The organism is Protofrankia sp. Cr2 (genome assembly GCF_963555885.1).
GTDB lineage: Bacteria > Actinomycetota > Actinomycetes > Frankiales > Frankiaceae > Protofrankia.
Genome location: NZ_CAUVXG010000016.1, coordinates 62,605 through 78,190, shown reverse-complemented (window position 1 = coordinate 78,190; position 15,586 = coordinate 62,605). Strand labels below are relative to the sequence as shown.

The following is a 15,586-nucleotide window of genomic DNA, read 5'->3' as shown; positions in this document are numbered from 1 at the left end:
AAGCGACCAGAAGTCCCGTTGATCAGCGCCGGGACGTCCCCACATCTCGGATCATGCCGTCAAGTAGCGCAGCCACACGGAAGGCATCCGCGACGTCAGCGAGATCAGGCGCTCAGCCCCTCGTCGTAGCGGCCCCATCGCCTAGCTGGGGGGGCGGCGTTCGAAGCGCCGGTTACCGACGACAGCGAGTAGATCGACTGGCCGGTGGCAATCACCTGGACCGCCCAGGCCGCGCTGCGCGAGGTGCTGGAGGAGACTTGCTCGGTTGCCGCTCCGGGCGGGCGCTGACGTTCGACCTGTCAATGGCAAGGCTGTCCTGCCCGCCAAGGCCCCGCGGGTCTCTCGGCTGGTGGCACGAGAACGGAGACGGTGCGGATGGCTGCCTGGCCCGGTGCGCTCGACCCGCACATCGCACCACAGATGGCCAGCTCCGCTCTGCTGGTGATCGACACCCAGGTCGACTTTGTCGATGGCGGGGCCTGCCCCGTCCCCGGCACCACCCATGTGCTCCCAACGATCACCCGGCTGCTCCGGGCGTATCGAGTGGCCCGCCTGCCGATCATGCATGTGGTTCGACTCTACGACGGCGACGATGTCGACCTGCCCCGCCGCACTTTGATCGCTTCCGGCGCACCGATCGTGCGGCCCGGCTCCGCCGGCTCCCAGATAGTTCCCGAGCTGCAGCCCGACGGTGCCCCCGCGCTCGACCCGGACCGTCTGCTGCTCGGCGACCGGCAGGTGCTCGCCGAGCATGAATGGGCGCTCTGGAAGCCGCGTTGGAGCGCCTTTCACCGCACGGCGCTGGACCACCACCTGCGCCGCCTTGGCGTGACCACGGTGGTCATCGCCGGCTGCAACTATCCCAACTGCCCCCGCGCCACCGTCTACGGCGCCAGCGAACGCGATTACCGAGTCCTCGTTGTCTCCGATGCCATCTCCGGCATCCAGCCCAATCACATCCAGGAAGCGGTCGCAATGGGCGTTCCCTGCGCATCGAGCAACGAGGTCACCAGGAACCTCAACGTGCGCCCGCCCACATGAGAGCCCCCGGCACGGCTGGTGCCATAACGCCGGAGGCGGTGTTGACTTGAGACCTGCGGCGGAGCGAGGTACGGCGGTAGCCTGATGCGCATCCTTCTCGACGAGGACACTCCGGTTCAACTCATCGATGTGCTTCGCCATCTTTTACCCAGGCAGAGAATTGACCACATCCGCGAGCTCGGGTGGTTACCGGGCGATGATCGTCCGGACGGCGCTTCGCAGGGTGGTCAGGCGGGCGTCGGCTTGGGCGCGGGCGGTGGCGAGTTCGTCGGGTCCGGCGTCGCGGGTGACCGGGACGGTTACTTCCAGGTAGATTTTGATCTTTGGTTCGGTGCCGCTGGGACGGACGACCACCCGTCCGCCATCGGCGAGGCGAAAGATAATCACGTCGGCCGCTGGCAGGTCGGCAGCGTTGCCGTTGCCGCCGTCGACGCTCGGGCCGGCGGCAAGGTCACGCACGTCGACGACCGCCGCATCGCCGATGCGGGTCGGGGGCTCGGCCCGTAGCATGCTCATGATCGAAGAAAGCTGCCCGGTATCGGTGATGCGGACCGACACCGCAGCCGTGGCGTGCAGGCCGTACCGGCGGACAAGGTCGTCGAGCCGGTCGAGCAGGGTGCGACCACGGCTCTTCTCCGCCGCGGAGATCCCGGCGATGGCCAGCGCCGCGGTGATCCCGTCCTTGTCGCGGACGAGGCCGGGCGCTACCGCGTAGCCGAGCGCCTCCTCGTAACCGAACACGAGGCCAGGGTGTGCCCGCATGATCCATTTGAAGCCGGTGAGGGTCTCGATGCACGCCACGCCGTACGCGGCCGCGAGCGTGGCCAGGGCGCGGGAGCTGACCACCGTCGTCGCGACCGGGCCGGGGCGGGTACGCAGCACCTCGTCGGCAAGGAGCAGCCCGACCTCGTCGCCGGTGAGGATGCGCACGCCCACCGCGACCGCACAGCGATCCGCATCCGGGTCGTTGGCGATGACCACGTCGGCGGCCACCGCCCGGCCGAGGGCGAGGACCCGGTCCATCGCCCCGGGCTCCTCGGGGTTCGGGAACGCCACGGTCGGGAAGTCCGGGTCGGGTCGCGCCTGCTCGGGGACCATGAACGGTGGGGCGAACCCCGCGCGGGTGAACACCGCACGCAGAGTGTCCGCACCGACGCCGTGCAGCGGGGTGTAGGCCACCCGGAGGTCCGCGGCGACGCTCATGTCGCCGGTCATGTCGCTTGCGGGCCACAGCGCCGCCGCCTCGATGTAGCCGGACCGGATCTCGTCACCGAGCCGCGTCCAGTCATCGCTCACGGGGATGGAGGCGGCCGGTCCGACGGCGTCGATCGCGGCTTCGATCATCGTGTCGACCGGAGCGATGAGCTGCGCTCCGTGCGCCGGGTCTCCGGCCGGTGCGCCCAGGTAGACCTTGTACCCGTTGTCGGTCGCCGGATTGTGGCTGGCGGTAACCATGATCCCGGCGTCCGCGCCGAGCTGGCGCACGGCGAAGGCGAGCACCGGCGTGGGTACCGGCACCGGCAGCAGGGCGGCCTGTAGTCCCGCGCCGGCCAGCACCCGGACGCTGTCGAGCGCGAACCGCTCACTGCCGTGCCGGGCGTCCGCGCCGACGACAACCAGCGGCGCTGCCCGGCCCGGATCCGGCGAGCGCAGCCACGCCGCGAGTCCCGCCGCCGCACGTCGGACGACCGCGGTGTTCATCCCGGCGGGGCCGGCGCGAAGCGGCCCCCGCAGCCCCGCCGTGCCGAACCGGAGGGCACCGGAGAACCGGGCTCGCAGGGCCGGAAGGTCACCGGCCTCGAGCGCACGGGTGAGTTCCGCGCGGTCGGCGGGCTCGGGGTCACCCGCGATCCAGTCCCGGACCCGGGCGACGAGATCGCAATCCGCCTCAACCATGGCGGCCGGGTCGACTGTATCGGCCGGGTCGACTGTATCGGCCGGGTCGACTGTATCGGCCGGGTCGCCTGTGGCGGACGGGTCGACTGTGTCGATCATTCACCGCGGCGGACCCGCTCAGAGCCTGGTAACGACCGCGGCGAGCAGCGAGCCCATCCGCTCGGCGGCGGCGGCACCGGCCGCCAACACCTCACGGTGGTCGAGCGGAGTGCCGCTCATACCGGCCGCGAGATTGGTCACCAGAGACAGGGCGAGCACGTCGGCACCTTCGGCCCGGGCCACGATCGTCTCGTGGATGGTTGACATGCCCACCAGGTCCGCGCCGAGCGTCCGCAGCATCCGGATCTCGGCCGGCGTTTCGAAATGCGGCCCAGGCAGGCCCGCGTACACCCCCTCGGTGAGGGTTGGATCGACAGTGCGTGCCAGGTCACGCAGACGCGGGGCATAGGCGTCGGTGAGATCGACGAATCGCGGACCGATCAGTGGGCTGCGCCCGGTGAGGTTCAGATGATCGGCTACGAGGACCGGCTGGCCGACGCTGTAGTCCTCCCGGAGCCCGCCCGCGGCATTGGTGAGTACCACCGTGGACGCGCCGGCGGCGCAGGCCATCCGAACGCTGTGGGTGACAACAGACAGGTCATGATCCTCATAGGCGTGGACCCGGCCGAGGAAGAGCAGCAGGTGGCGCCCGCCGAGCGTGATGGAACGAACCTTCCCGGCGTGGCCGGGCGCGCGTTGCGGCACGAAGCCACCGAGCTCGGTAACCGTTGTCTCGCCGGCTGTTCTACCGGCCGCGGCCAGCACGTCTGCCGCCGGCAGCCAACCGGACCCGAGAATCACGGCGACGTCATGACGCTCGATCCCGGTGAGCTCGGCCAGACGCGCCGCCGAAGCCGAGGCATCCGATGCCTGGAGGGTGGGCCGCATGCGGCGACTGTAGCTTCCCTGGGGACCTTGCCCTAGAGCGGCCAGTCCCACGCCACTCCGTAGTGAAGGCCGCGGGAAAGCTCGACGAAGCCCTTGCGCACATAGCCCAGACCGCTCGGCCGGAGCCACTGATGTTCGTTATCCGGATGCAGCCGGGTCTCCGGGCCGAGCACACCGGCGAAGTACCACAGCCGATCCGGCGTCGTCGCCGGGTCGAACTGTACCTGCAGTATGTACCGGTTGTCCTGTTGTGCTTTCGGCACATAACTCAGGACGGGGACCATCTCACGGTCGCTCTGCACCCGCAGCCGGTAGGCAAAGGAAATACGGCGGCCGGGCGGAAGGGGCGCCGGGAATTCGAGTTCGGAGAGCTGATGCCCGTTCGAGGTGAATGCGGACCGGCGGACCACGCAGTTTGCCAGTGGTTCCAGGAAGACCACGCCGGGCCGAGGGTCGCTGTGATAGCGGGACGTGGCGACGTAATGATCGACACCGTCGTCGAGTGCGACCAGCGACCGGAACACCAGAACTTCCGTGAGGAACCGACCGGAGAGCCGGACCAGGATCTCGGTCCGGTCGAGAGAGAACCGGTGCGACCCGGCTTCCAGAAGATCTCCGATGCCGTCGTTTTCAAGATATTCTCGCCAGCCGTCGCGGATGTTCAGCTCTGCGACCCGTTGCTGTAGGAGGAGCGCCACCTCGCTCGTCCCCCGATAGAACCATTCACGAACGGTGCGCTCGTGCCTGCCCCGCCGGCGGGCGAGTGCGTCGATCCGGGCGGTCAAGGACGGATCGCCCGGATTTTCACCGTCGATGTTGAAACCGACCTGTGCCCCGGTGCGCAGCTTTTCCTGGGATAGCGCGTGACAGCACTCGGCTATGATTCTCTGTAATGCCGTCGCGCGCTGACCGTCGGTCCATTCACCTGGTGTTTCCGGTAGTTTCACCAGCGGTGAGTCGGCTATTTTCTCGAGGTTCAGACCACGTCCGGTCGAGAGTGCGACGAGCTCCGCCCTGATCGTCTCCACGGTTAACTGGGTCATGGCGTAGTGGGTCATGGATCAGCCCCGTTCCCGTCCTGACTCGGGCCTGTGGACGCGCGAAAGGAGCCGTGATCGCGCACCGTTTGGCCTACCCGCCCGTCGGGCTCCGGGCATGCCCCTCACGGTCGGGCGATATGAACCGGCGCGGCGGTGCGCTGGTTCGACCGGCGGTGAAGAGCTGTTGATCCGTGGAGCCTCCCGTGGAAAAGGGTAGACGTTGTGGGCTTCCGATGTGTGCACAGTCGACGAAACACGAAGAAAGAATGTTGTATTGTCTGGATTATCTGTTTTGTGTATCCACGATGCGGATTATCGGGTTGGCCCTCCCTGCCGCCGGCCCAGGCAGGTCCCGGCGTAGGCCCCAACCCCCGGCGTAGGCCGCCGTGTTGATCAGTGTGGAGGCGGCGGTGACGCGCGTGGCAACTATGAGGCGCGCACGCGGGGGCCGGCTTTCCCTACCATCTGGCCATGAGCGAGCGTCTGTCGGAGTCCGGCCAGCCGATCAAGTCTGTGTACGGTGCACCCGATCTTCCTGAGGATCTGTCGGAGCGTCTCGGCGCGCCTGGCGAGTATCCGTTCACCCGGGGCGTCTACCCGACCATGTACACCGGCAAGCCGTGGACGATGCGGCAGTACGCGGGCTTCGGCACCGCGCGGGAGTCCAACGAGCGTTACCACTCGCTCGTCGCCGCCGGCACCGGCGGGCTTTCCGTCGCCTTCGACCTGCCCACCCAGATGGGCTTCGACTCCGATGAGCCGATCGCGCACGGTGAGGTCGGCAAGGTCGGCGTGGCGATCGACTCGATCGAGGACATGCGGTTGCTCTTCGACGGCATCCCGCTCGACCAGGTCTCCACCTCGATGACCATCAACGCGCCCGCGTCGGTCCTGCTGTTGCTCTACCAACTGGTCGCCGAGGAACAGGGCGTTCCGGGTTCGAAGATCACCGGGACGATCCAGAACGACGTCCTCAAGGAGTACATCGCTCGCGGCACCTACATCTACCCGCCGGCACCGTCACTGCGGCTGGTCTCGGACACCTTCGCCTACTGCCGCAACGAGATCCCCAAGTGGAACACGATCTCGATTTCCGGCTACCACATGGCTGAGGCCGGGGCGACCCCCGCCCAGGAGATCGCGTTCACCCTCGCCGACGGCATCGCCTACGTTCGGGCGGCGATCGAGGCCGGGCTCGCGGTCGACGAGTTCGCACCGCGGCTGTCGTTCTTCTTCGTCTCCCGCACGACCCTGCTGGAGGAGGTGGCGAAGTTCCGCGCCGCCCGCCGGATCTGGGCAGACGTGATGAAGAACACCTTCGGTGCGACCAACCCCAAATCGATGATGCTGCGCTTCCACACCCAGACCGCCGGTGTGCAGCTGACCGCGCAGCAGCCCGAGGTCAATCTCGTCCGGGTCGCGGTGCAGGGCCTCGCGGCCGTGCTGGGCGGTACTCAGAGTCTGCACACGAACTCCTACGACGAGGCCATCGCCCTACCCACGGTCAAGGCCGCGACGCTGGCGCTGCGTACCCAGCAGGTCCTCGCCTACGAGACGGACATCACCGCCACCGTCGACCCGTTCGCCGGCTCCTACGCGGTCGAGGCGCTGACCGACGAGGTCGAGAACGCCGCCCGTGAACTGATGAACCAGGTCGAAAAGCGCGGGGGAGCGGTCGCCGCGATCGAGCAGGGCTACCAGAAGAGCGAGATCGAGAACTCCGCGTACGCGGTTCTGAAGGGCATCGAGGACGGCTCGCGCACCGTGGTCGGCGTCAACCGGTTCCGGGCCGAGCAGGAGGACCACTATGAGCCGTTGCGGGTGGACCCGTCGATCGAGGCCGACCAGGCCGCCCGGCTGGCCGCACTGCGGGCCGACCGCGACAACGCCGAGGTGACACGCTGCCTGGACGCGGTCAAAGCCGCCGCGCAGGGGACGGACAACGTCCTTTATCCGCTCAAGGAGGCCCTGCGCGCCCGCGCTACCGTCGGTGAGGTCTGTCACGCTCTGCGTGCGGTCTGGGGGGTGTACCGCCCCGCCGACGCCTTCTGAAGTGGCCGGGCGCAGGGGAAACCCTGGCCCTATGACCGTCGGCCGCCGGCAGCGCAGAAGTGCATGGTTGCGCTGCCTTTGGCCGGGTGGTTCTCGTCGCCTTGCAGACCCTCCGGGCATGCGGCGACTCCTCGACCTGGCCAGGCTTCCCCCTGCATCCCGGCCACCAGTCGCAGGGGAAACCCTGGCCCTATGACCGTCGGCCGCCGGCAGCGCAGAAGTGCATGGTTGCGCTGCCTTTGGCCGGGTGGTTCTCGTCGCCTTGCAGACCCTCCGGGCATGCGGCGACTCCTCGACCTGGCCAGGCTTCCCCCTGCATCCCGGCCACTGGGCACAGGCGTCAGGTGGCCTTGTGATACCTACAGGGCTGTTTGGTATCACAAGGATGCGCCAGTGATAGGTAGGTATCACAGCGCCGAGCCGTGGGCAGGGCAGCCTTGCGCCCGTGCTGGCCTGGACGCGTGTGGTGCCCGGTGGTGCAAGGCTGGGACGCGTGCGAGGCATGCCGGCACGTCGGGCCAGGCCACCGGATGTGCGGCTGGAGCCGGGGGAGTTCACCGAGGTCGTGCTGCGGGGCCGGCTCACCGACCCCGCAGGTCCCGGTGCGCTCACCGCCAGGGCCGAACGCTTCGTCGGGCGCCGGTTGGGGACATCCCGCTGGATCCTGCTCACCACCCGGCGGTTGCTGGTTGTCGCGCCGTTCCCGCGGGCGGGTGACTATTTCGACGTGGCGTTCGACCGGCGAACGGTTTCGGCGTCCCAGGGGCGCAAGCGCGGTGACCTGATCACCGTTGAGTTGCTGACCCCGGCCGGTCGGCAGGTGCTGCGGGTGCCGGCAAGCCTGCGCGGCGAGGTCTCCCGCCTCATCCGGGCATTGCGCCGCCGCCAGTAGGCCGCTCTGACCAGGCCCGATCGCGATCTGACTTCGTGATCAGTGGACAGTTGGCCGCAGGGTGCATGGTGAACTGGACGTTAGGTGCGTGGGCGGTTAGCCGTTAGGTGCGTGGGCGGTTGGCCGCCGGTTGGACGGGTGGTTTGGCCGGTCCCGACGAGGTCGGACGGGGTGACGCCGGGCGCGTGGGCGTATCCGGTTGGTCACGGCTTTCCTGGCCGGTAAGGTCGGTCGGGTCAGGCACGCCCTGAAGGTGCGGGCGAGGGCCGAGGGAAGCGGGACGGACGGGTCGATGAAAACGGCGATGCGGTCACACCTGTGCGGTGCGCTGCGTACAGAGCACATCGGTGCGACGGTCACGGTGTGCGGCTGGGTTGCCCACCGTCGCCAGCACGGCCAGTCGTTGATGTTCGTCGACCTGCGCGATCATTCTGGCCAGGTGCAGTGCGTCGTGGACGGGTCTGTCGACGCCCGGTCGGAGTACGTCCTGAGCGTCACCGGCACGGTGGCGGCCCGGCCCGAGGGGACGGTCAACCCGGGCCTGGGTACCGGTGAGGTCGAGCTACGGGACTGCACGGTGACCGTGCTCGCCGCCGCTACGCCGCCGCCGTTCCCGATCGACGACCGGGCCGATTCGGTCGACGAGTCGACCCGCCTCACCTACCGTTACCTCGACCTGCGCCGCGAGCGGATGCAGCGCAACCTGCGGATCCGCTCGGCGGTGCTGGCCGCGCTGCGCTCCACCCTGGTGCCCCGGGACTTCGTCGAGGTCGAGACGCCGCTGCTGATGCCGTCCACCCCTGAGGGCGCCCGGGAGTTCGTGGTCCCGTCCCGGCAGGCGCCGGGCAGCTTCTACGCGCTGCCGCAGTCCCCGCAGCTGTTCAAGCAACTGCTGATGGTCGGCGGCACCGACCGTTACTTCCAGTTCGCCCGGTGCCTGCGCGACGAGGATCTACGGGCCGACCGGCAGTACGAGTTCACCCAGCTCGACGTCGAGATGAGCTTTGTCGACCAGGACGACGTGCTTGAGGTGATCTCGGCCGCGGTGCTGGCCGCGACCGAGACGGTGACCGGCGTCGCGCAGCCGCCGATGGAGCGGATCACCTGGCACGACGCCATGGACCGGTTCGGAGTGGACAAACCCGACCTGCGCTTTGGCATGGAGCTCGTCGAACTGACCGAGATCTTCACGGCGAGCGGCTTCCAGGCGTTCGCGGGGGCACCCGCGGTGAAGGGCATCTGCGTCCCCGGTGGCTCGGCCACGCACAACCGCAAGGCGTTGGACGCCCTGACCGACCGGGCCAAGAAGCTCGGCGCGAAGGGTCTGGTGTGGATGCGGGTCGGCGCGGACGGGACGCTTGAATCCCCGGTGGCGAAGTTCCTGTCCGCTACGGAGCTCGCCGGGATCGTGAAGGCGACCGGCGGTGAGACCGGAGACCTCCTCCTGCTGGTCGCGGACGAGTGGGCGACCGTGTGCGAGGTGCTCGGTCAGCTCCGCAACGACCTCGGACGGCCGGCCGCCGGTGCGGGCGGCTTCCGTTACGTCTGGGTCGTCGACTTCCCGCTGTTCGTAGGGGTCGACGCGCAGACCGGACGGCCCAAGCCCGGCCACCACCCGTTCACCCGGCCCCATCCCGATGATGTCGACAAGATGGAGACCGAGCCGTTGGCGGTGCGTAGCCGCGCCTACGACCTGGTGCTCAACGGCTGGGAGCTGGGCTCGGGTTCGATCCGGATCCACGAGCCCGACCTGCAGCAGCGGGTCTTCGCAGCGCTCGGGATCTCCGCGGCCGAGGCCGACCGTCGGTTCGGCTTCTTCCTCACGCCGTTCTCCTTTGGCGCGCCGCCCCACGGCGGGTTCGCCGTGGGGATCGACAGGCTCGTGGCGATCCTGGCCGGTGAGGACAACATCCGCGAGGTCATCGCGTTTCCCAAGACCCAGTCCGGCCTTGACCCGATGACGGGCGCGCCCACCGAGATCGAGCCGCGCCAGCTGCGTGAGCTGGGCATCCGGGTGCTGCCCTCCGCCTAGGCATCGATACCGGGCCAGGATCCTGCACACGATTCATGGCGAAAGCCTCCGGTTGACCGTGGCGCGACCTACCGTTACCTGGTTGGCGCGTCCCGTTCCAGCATCCCTGCGGTACTCATGATCACGAGCTTTCGTGATCATGCTGCCCCCGGCGTGGTGGGTAGTCCTGGACGGTGCGCGTTGCGCGGTATCCCGCGGGTATGACCGACGAATCCGTCGCCAGCCACCGTGCTGGCTGGTTCGGACACGGCGGGCAGAGCGGTTCGCGGGTCGGATGCAGCAGTCGTGCGCAGCAGGAGGCCAGGGAATGCAGATACCGTTCTCGTCGTCGCCGACGTCCAGTCTCGGCATCGAGTGGGAGCTGGCGCTGGTCGATCGTGGTACCCGCCACCTTCGCGGGGCGGCGACGGCCATTCTCGACGAGTACCACAATAAGATCGGCCGGGACGCCGAGCCACGGGCCAAGTATGAGCTGTTCGAGTCGACCATCGAGGTCGTCACAGGTGTCTGCGACACCGTGACCGAAGCCAAAAACGATCTTTTGGTGACCGTGGATCTCCTGGCGGATCTGGCCGAGCCGCGGGGGCTCGCGCTGATGTGCAGCGGGACCCATCCACTGTCCCGTTATGACACGCAGCAGGTCAGCCCGGACCCCCGCTATGCCTCGCTCATGGACCGGATGCAGTGGATCGCCCGGCGCCTTCTGATCTTCGGCGTGCACGTGCACGTCGGGGTCCGCTCGCGCGAAAAGGTGATCCCCATCGTGAACGCCCTCGCCGCCTACATCCCACACTTCCTTGCGCTGTCGGCATCCTCCCCGTTCTGGCTGGGTCTGGACACGGGGCTGGCGTCGGCGCGGTCGAAGTTGTTCGAGAGCCTGCCGACCGCGGGCCTGCCGTACCTGCTTGCCGACTGGGGGCAGTTCGAACAGCTCATGGCGATGTTGGTGTCCTCTGGTGCGGCCGAAACCATTCGTGAGGTGTGGTGGGACATCCGCCCCCATCCGAACTTCGGCACGGTGGAGCTGCGGGTCTGTGACGGGCTGCCGACACTGTTGGAGGTCGGGGCGGTCGCCGCCCTGACGCAGTGTCTTGTCGACCGGATGAACACCCAGCTTGACCAGGGCTACACGTTACCGACACCACAGCGATGGGTCGTCCAGGAGAACAAATGGCGGGCCGCCCGCTACGGTCTTGCCGCCGAGATCGTCGTGGATGAGCGTGGCGCGACGCGCAGTATCCGCGATGAGATCGTCGATCTTGTAGACGATCTTCTGCCGGTGGCGCGCAGGCTGGCATGTACTGACGAACTAGCCGACGTCCTGCATCTTCTGGATGTCGGCTCGAGTAGCGAGCGGCAACGGATGGCAGCGAGGCGGGCTGATGGGGATCTGGTGGCCGTGGTGGATACCCTGCTTCAGGAGATGGAGTTTCGTCGGCCCGTACGGTGAATCCGGGCCGACGGTGGTGGAGAGGTGGGGCCAGGCCTTTGCTGTACGCGGATATCCGCCCTGACCAGGTCATCCGGGCGGGCGCACGACGTGAGCGTGGACAGCGGGCACAGGCTGGACGGCCGACATGACGGCGAACGCACCCGAGGTGGTCGCCAGCTGGCTGAACCAGCATGAAAGCGAGCTCGTCGCGTTCAGACGTGATCTTCATTCTCATCCGGAACTGGGCAGGCAGGAACACCGGACGACCCGTGCCATCGCGGCCCGCCTGTCGGCCGCCGGACTGACGCCGCACCCGTTGCCGGCCGGGACGGGTTTGTGGTGTGACATCGGCCCGGTCGGTCGGGCCACGACAGCCACGACGTCCCCCGGCGCTGCGGGGACGGGCACGGTATCTGATCGGCCCGACGTACCCATGGTCATGGTGCGTGCCGACATCGACGCGCTGCCCGTGCTGGACGTGAAGGACGTCCCCTACGGCTCGACCGTTCCCGGCGTCTGCCATGCCTGCGGCCACGACGTCCACACGGCCGTCGTGCTCGGGGTGGGGCTGGCGCTCGCCGAGTTCGCCCGCGCCGACCCGCTGGCGGGAACGGTCCGGCTCGTGTTCCAACCGGCCGAGGAGACCATGCCGGGCGGTGCGCTGGACGTGATTGACGCCGGCGTACTCAAGTCGGTGTCCACCGCCATGGCCGTGCACTGTGACCCGTCCCTGGACGTCGGGACCATCGGGCTGCGTGCGGGCCCCATCACCTCGGCCGCTGACTCGGTCAGGATCACTCTGAGCGGTCCCGGCGGCCACACGTCACGTCCGCAGAACACCGTCGACCTGATCTATGCGTTGTCCAGGCTGGCGGTGGAACTACCCGCGGCGCTGTCCCGTCTGGTGGACCCACGTTCGTCACTGTCGCTGGTGTGGGGGCACGTCGAGGCGGGCACCGTGGCCAATGCGATTCCGCGGGCGGGCAGCATCGCCGGGACGGTCCGTACGCTGTCGCGGGATACCTGGGAGGACGTGCCGGCGCTCGTGCGCCGGCTCGCCGAGCAGATCGTCGCCCCCTACGGGGCCGATCTCGCCCTCGAGTACCGGCGTGGGGTACCCCCGGTGGTGAATAGCACCGAGACGATCGAGCTGTTCCGGACGGCCGTGCATCGCGTGCTTGCGCCCGGCGCGGAGATGTCGGTTACGCAGTCCCTCGGCGGCGAGGACTTCGCCTGGTATCTCGACCACGTACCCGGCGCGCTTGCCCGCCTCGGTACCCGCATACCTGAGGGACCCACCTACGACCTGCACCAGGGCAGCTTCGACGTGGATGAGGCGGCGATCGGAATCGGCGTGCGGTTCCTTGCCGCGTCCGCGCTGCAGGCACTGGAGCGGGCCGCCGCGTCGTTCTGACGTACCTGTCGTACCTGACGCCTGACGTACCCGTTGTTGCGGCACAGCCGGAATAACCCCCGGGGTTGGGTTGACCATCATGGTCAACCCAACCCCGGGACGGGCCGGGTTATCTGGACGTATGGACCTCGGTCTCGCGGCGGGACCGAGGCTGCGGAACACCCGAGCCGCCATCGATGTGGGATTCCTGCACCCGCAGCAGCTTCGCGGTCCAGTCCGGCAGGTACCAGTTCCAGTCGCCGAACAACGACACCAACGCCGGCACCAGCAGCATCCGCACGACGGTGGCGTCGAGCAGGATGCCGAAGCCGAGCGCCGTCGCGAACAGTTTGATGTCGGTCTGCGGTCCGCTCGACAGCGACAGGAACGACAGGAACAGGATCAGCGCGGCCGAGGTGACAAGCCGCCCGGTACGGCCGACTCCTTCGATGACGGCGGCGTTGGTGTCACCACTGGCGTCGTACTCCTCCCGGATGCGGGCGAGGATGAACACCTCGTAGTCCATCGACAGGCCGAACAGGAACGCGAAGACCATCAGAGGTAGCCAGAAGGTGATCGAGCCGGTGCCATGAATGCCGTAGATCTGTTCGGAGCCGTAACCGTGCTGCCAGAACAGCACGACGGCCCCGCCCGTCGCCCCCAGCGATACGAGGTTGAACAACACCGCCTTGAGCGGCAGCAGGAGCGAGCGGAAGGCGCGTACCAGCAGTATGTAGGTGACCAGGATGATCAGGCCGAGCGCCAGCGGGAACGCCCCGTAGACAGCATGGATGTAGTCCAGTTGCAGTGCGCCGAGCCCGGTCAGGCCGATGAACCCGGGCACGTTGTCAAGGGCGGACCGCATCCTGCGGATCGGGTCGGTGCTGCTGCCGCCCGCGGTCTCGTTGTTCGGCACGGCCAGGACGATCGAGGTGCCGGCCTGGTTCGACGCGGGGCCGGTCGGGGCCGTCGCGGTGGCCACGCCGTCCACCGCGCGTACGCGCCGCACCACGTCGCCGGCCGCCGGCGTGTCGACCAGAATCTCGGCCGGGGTGAGGATGCCTTTCGGCGCACCGCCGTCCTCAAGGACCTTCAGCGCCTCGTAGGCCGGCCCGGTCTTCGTCAGCGACGAGGACTGCGCCGTGCCGATCTGGATCCCGAAGAACGGAATGATCAGGGCGGTGAGGATGGCGACACCAGCACCGGCGGCGATCCAGCGGTGGCGCACCACCAGCGATGCCCATCTGGTCCAGAACCGGCTCGCGGTGTTCTCGTGCCGGATCCGCGGCCAGTCCACCCGCGGGCCGATGCCACCGAGCAGGGCGGGCAGCAATGTCGTTGTGACCGCCACACTGACCACCGGGATGAGCATTCCGCCGTAGCCGATGGAGCGCAGGAAGGGTACCGGGATGACGACCAGCGCGACCAGGCCGATTGCGACGGTGATGCCGCTGAACAGCACGGCGTGGCCCGCCGACGCCATCGAGGCCACGATCGCGTCGTGGTTCTCCCGGCCGTGGGCACGTTCCTCGCGCCAACGGGTGACGATCAGCAGCGAGTAGTCGATGGCGACACCGAGGCCGATCAGGGAGACGAGGAACTGCACCAGGAACGACACGTCCGCGAAGAAGGTCAGCCCCAGCAGGATCAGGAATGTTGACGTGATCGACACGGCCGCGACGAGCAGCGGCACCAGCGCGAGCATGGAGGCGAAGACGAACGCGAGGATCGCCAGGGCGCCGAGACCTGCGAGCAGGGTTTCGACCAGTACCCCCGGCCCCCCGTCGGCGCCGCCGTTGGTCGCGAGTTCGTCCATGCCGGTGACAGTCCCGGTCAGCGATGCCGGTGTGTGTGCGGCGAGCGACTTCTTCAGGTCGGGCAGGGTTGTGGACGCGAAGCTGGTCTGCGGTGGGTAGAAGACGTAGGCGAACTGGGCCCGCCCGTCGGCGGTGGTGAAGACGTTGTCGCCCGTGGCGGCCTTCCCGACGACCCGCACGCCATGCACGTCGTGTTCGACCGCGGCGAAGGTGTCCGTTGCCTGCTGGTCGTCGACCTTGTCGCCGGGTTTCGCCGCCAACACCAGGATGATCGGCGCTCCCTGACCCTCCGTGTGGTAGGTCGCGAGTATCTTCTGGGAGGTCTCGAAGCCGGGCTGGCCGGGTAGGGAGAAGTCGAAGGTCAGGCGTTTGGTGGTGGTGCCGGCTGTGAAGCCGCCGACAGCGAAGGCAACGATCCAGACAAGGATCACAAGACGACGGTGCCGGAGGCACCAGCGTGCGAGCGCCGGCATCGGCATCTCCCCACTCGCTAAGATGATCTGTGCTTACGCATGTTGACGTCGGTAACAGTACCACCAGTGATTGTGAAGCCAGTAACGGTTTGTCTGATGGGTGACCGATGGATGGCGCACGGTGATAGCGTCGAACCCCCCTTGCGGGAGCAGGTCTTCTATGCGTTTGCCCGCTTCGGTCCCGCCTGGGTGCGTTACGTTAAGACTACTGTTGGCTTCGGTGGTGTGAGCCCGGCCGGTGTGCGACTGCTGTCGGCTCTGCGACACCATCCGCATCCGCCCATCATGCGTGATCTTGTCGAGGATCTCGGAACGACCGCCCGGGCCGTCACCGGGCTCGTGGACACCCTCGAGCACGAGGGGCTGGTATGCCGTGCCCGGCATCCGAACGACCGCCGGGCGACGCTTATCACCCTGACGAGCAAGGGTGAACGGGTCGTGGACAGGCTCGGTCGTGAACACATCGAACGGGCATCGACGCTGTTCGACGCACTGTCCGCGCAGGATCAGGCCGACCTCGTGCGCATCCTCGGGCTGCTGGGCGACGAGCTGGCCGCGCGTGGGCAGGCCGTCGGGCACCAGGAGCCGGTC

General features: G+C 68.1%; 11 protein-coding genes. 7 read left to right on the top strand and 4 right to left on the bottom strand.

Going from position 1 to position 15,586, the window contains the following annotated elements:
• Window positions 1–375: 375 nt before the first annotated feature.
• Window positions 376–1,041 carry an isochorismatase family cysteine hydrolase gene (locus U9978_RS10205; RefSeq protein WP_322760839.1) on the top strand — a complete coding sequence of 222 codons (666 nt, stop codon included), beginning with the start codon at window positions 376–378 and terminating at the stop codon, window positions 1,039–1,041.
• A gap of 186 nt (window positions 1,042–1,227) precedes the next feature.
• Here U9978_RS10205 and U9978_RS10200 read toward each other — a convergent pair whose 3' ends face one another.
• From U9978_RS10200 to U9978_RS10190, 3 genes are read right to left on the bottom strand one after another with little or no spacing between them, the layout of a single operon-like run.
• Complete coding sequence (locus U9978_RS10200) at window positions 1,228–3,036, bottom strand: phospho-sugar mutase (protein WP_416210916.1); 1,809 nt, start codon at window positions 3,034–3,036, stop codon at window positions 1,228–1,230.
• Between the two features lie 18 nt (window positions 3,037–3,054).
• Window positions 3,055–3,864: a purine-nucleoside phosphorylase gene (locus tag U9978_RS10195; protein ID WP_322760838.1), complete on the bottom strand. Its 810-nt coding sequence runs from the start codon at window positions 3,862–3,864 to the stop codon at window positions 3,055–3,057.
• A gap of 32 nt (window positions 3,865–3,896) precedes the next feature.
• Complete coding sequence (locus tag U9978_RS10190; protein ID WP_322760837.1) at window positions 3,897–4,922, bottom strand: hypothetical protein; 1,026 nt, start codon at window positions 4,920–4,922, stop codon at window positions 3,897–3,899.
• A 453-nt stretch (window positions 4,923–5,375) separates the two neighbouring features.
• On the opposite strand from U9978_RS10190, the gene U9978_RS10185 reads away from it, so the two are divergent.
• From U9978_RS10185 to U9978_RS10165, 5 genes are all read left to right on the top strand, one after another.
• Window positions 5,376–6,956: an acyl-CoA mutase large subunit family protein gene (locus U9978_RS10185; RefSeq protein ID WP_322760836.1), complete on the top strand. Its 1,581-nt coding sequence runs from the start codon at window positions 5,376–5,378 to the stop codon at window positions 6,954–6,956.
• Window positions 6,957–7,458: 502 nt separating this feature from the next.
• Window positions 7,459–7,848 carry a hypothetical protein gene (locus U9978_RS10180; RefSeq protein WP_322760835.1) on the top strand — a complete coding sequence of 130 codons (390 nt, stop codon included), beginning with the start codon at window positions 7,459–7,461 and terminating at the stop codon, window positions 7,846–7,848.
• 292 nt (window positions 7,849–8,140) lie between these two features.
• A complete protein-coding gene (gene aspS / locus U9978_RS10175) occupies window positions 8,141–9,880 on the top strand; it encodes an aspartate--tRNA ligase (protein WP_322760834.1) in 1,740 nt (579 codons plus the stop codon).
• A gap of 307 nt (window positions 9,881–10,187) precedes the next feature.
• Window positions 10,188–11,330 carry a glutamate--cysteine ligase gene (locus tag U9978_RS10170; protein ID WP_322760833.1) on the top strand — a complete coding sequence of 381 codons (1,143 nt, stop codon included), beginning with the start codon at window positions 10,188–10,190 and terminating at the stop codon, window positions 11,328–11,330.
• A gap of 127 nt (window positions 11,331–11,457) precedes the next feature.
• Window positions 11,458–12,726 carry an amidohydrolase gene (locus U9978_RS10165; protein ID WP_322760832.1) on the top strand — a complete coding sequence of 423 codons (1,269 nt, stop codon included), beginning with the start codon at window positions 11,458–11,460 and terminating at the stop codon, window positions 12,724–12,726.
• Between the two features lie 109 nt (window positions 12,727–12,835).
• On the opposite strand, the gene U9978_RS10160 is transcribed toward U9978_RS10165, so the two are convergent.
• Window positions 12,836–14,995 (bottom strand): MMPL family transporter, encoded by a 2,160-nt coding sequence (locus U9978_RS10160; RefSeq protein WP_322760831.1) that lies wholly within the window; start codon window positions 14,993–14,995, stop codon window positions 12,836–12,838.
• Window positions 14,996–15,106: 111 nt separating this feature from the next.
• On the opposite strand from U9978_RS10160, the gene U9978_RS10155 reads away from it, so the two are divergent.
• Window positions 15,107–15,586: MarR family winged helix-turn-helix transcriptional regulator (locus tag U9978_RS10155; protein WP_322760830.1), on the top strand; the 480-nt coding region annotated here is incomplete at its 3' end.

Excerpts from the sequence above, each read along its gene's own strand:
- U9978_RS10205 (WP_322760839.1), top strand. The coding sequence starts at position 376 with ATGGCTGCCTGGCCCGGTGCGCTCGACCCGCACATCGCACCACAGATG.
- U9978_RS10200 (WP_416210916.1), bottom strand. The coding sequence starts at position 3,036 with ATGATCGACACAGTCGACCCGTCCGCCACAGGCGACCCGGCCGATACA.
- U9978_RS10195 (WP_322760838.1), bottom strand. The coding sequence starts at position 3,864 with ATGCGGCCCACCCTCCAGGCATCGGATGCCTCGGCTTCGGCGGCGCGT.
- U9978_RS10190 (WP_322760837.1), bottom strand. The coding sequence starts at position 4,922 with ATGACCCACTACGCCATGACCCAGTTAACCGTGGAGACGATCAGGGCG.
- U9978_RS10185 (WP_322760836.1), top strand. The coding sequence starts at position 5,376 with ATGAGCGAGCGTCTGTCGGAGTCCGGCCAGCCGATCAAGTCTGTGTAC.
- U9978_RS10180 (WP_322760835.1), top strand. The coding sequence starts at position 7,459 with ATGCCGGCACGTCGGGCCAGGCCACCGGATGTGCGGCTGGAGCCGGGG.
- aspS (WP_322760834.1), top strand. The coding sequence starts at position 8,141 with ATGAAAACGGCGATGCGGTCACACCTGTGCGGTGCGCTGCGTACAGAG.
- U9978_RS10170 (WP_322760833.1), top strand. The coding sequence starts at position 10,188 with ATGCAGATACCGTTCTCGTCGTCGCCGACGTCCAGTCTCGGCATCGAG.
- U9978_RS10165 (WP_322760832.1), top strand. The coding sequence starts at position 11,458 with ATGACGGCGAACGCACCCGAGGTGGTCGCCAGCTGGCTGAACCAGCAT.
- U9978_RS10160 (WP_322760831.1), bottom strand. The coding sequence starts at position 14,995 with ATGCCGGCGCTCGCACGCTGGTGCCTCCGGCACCGTCGTCTTGTGATC.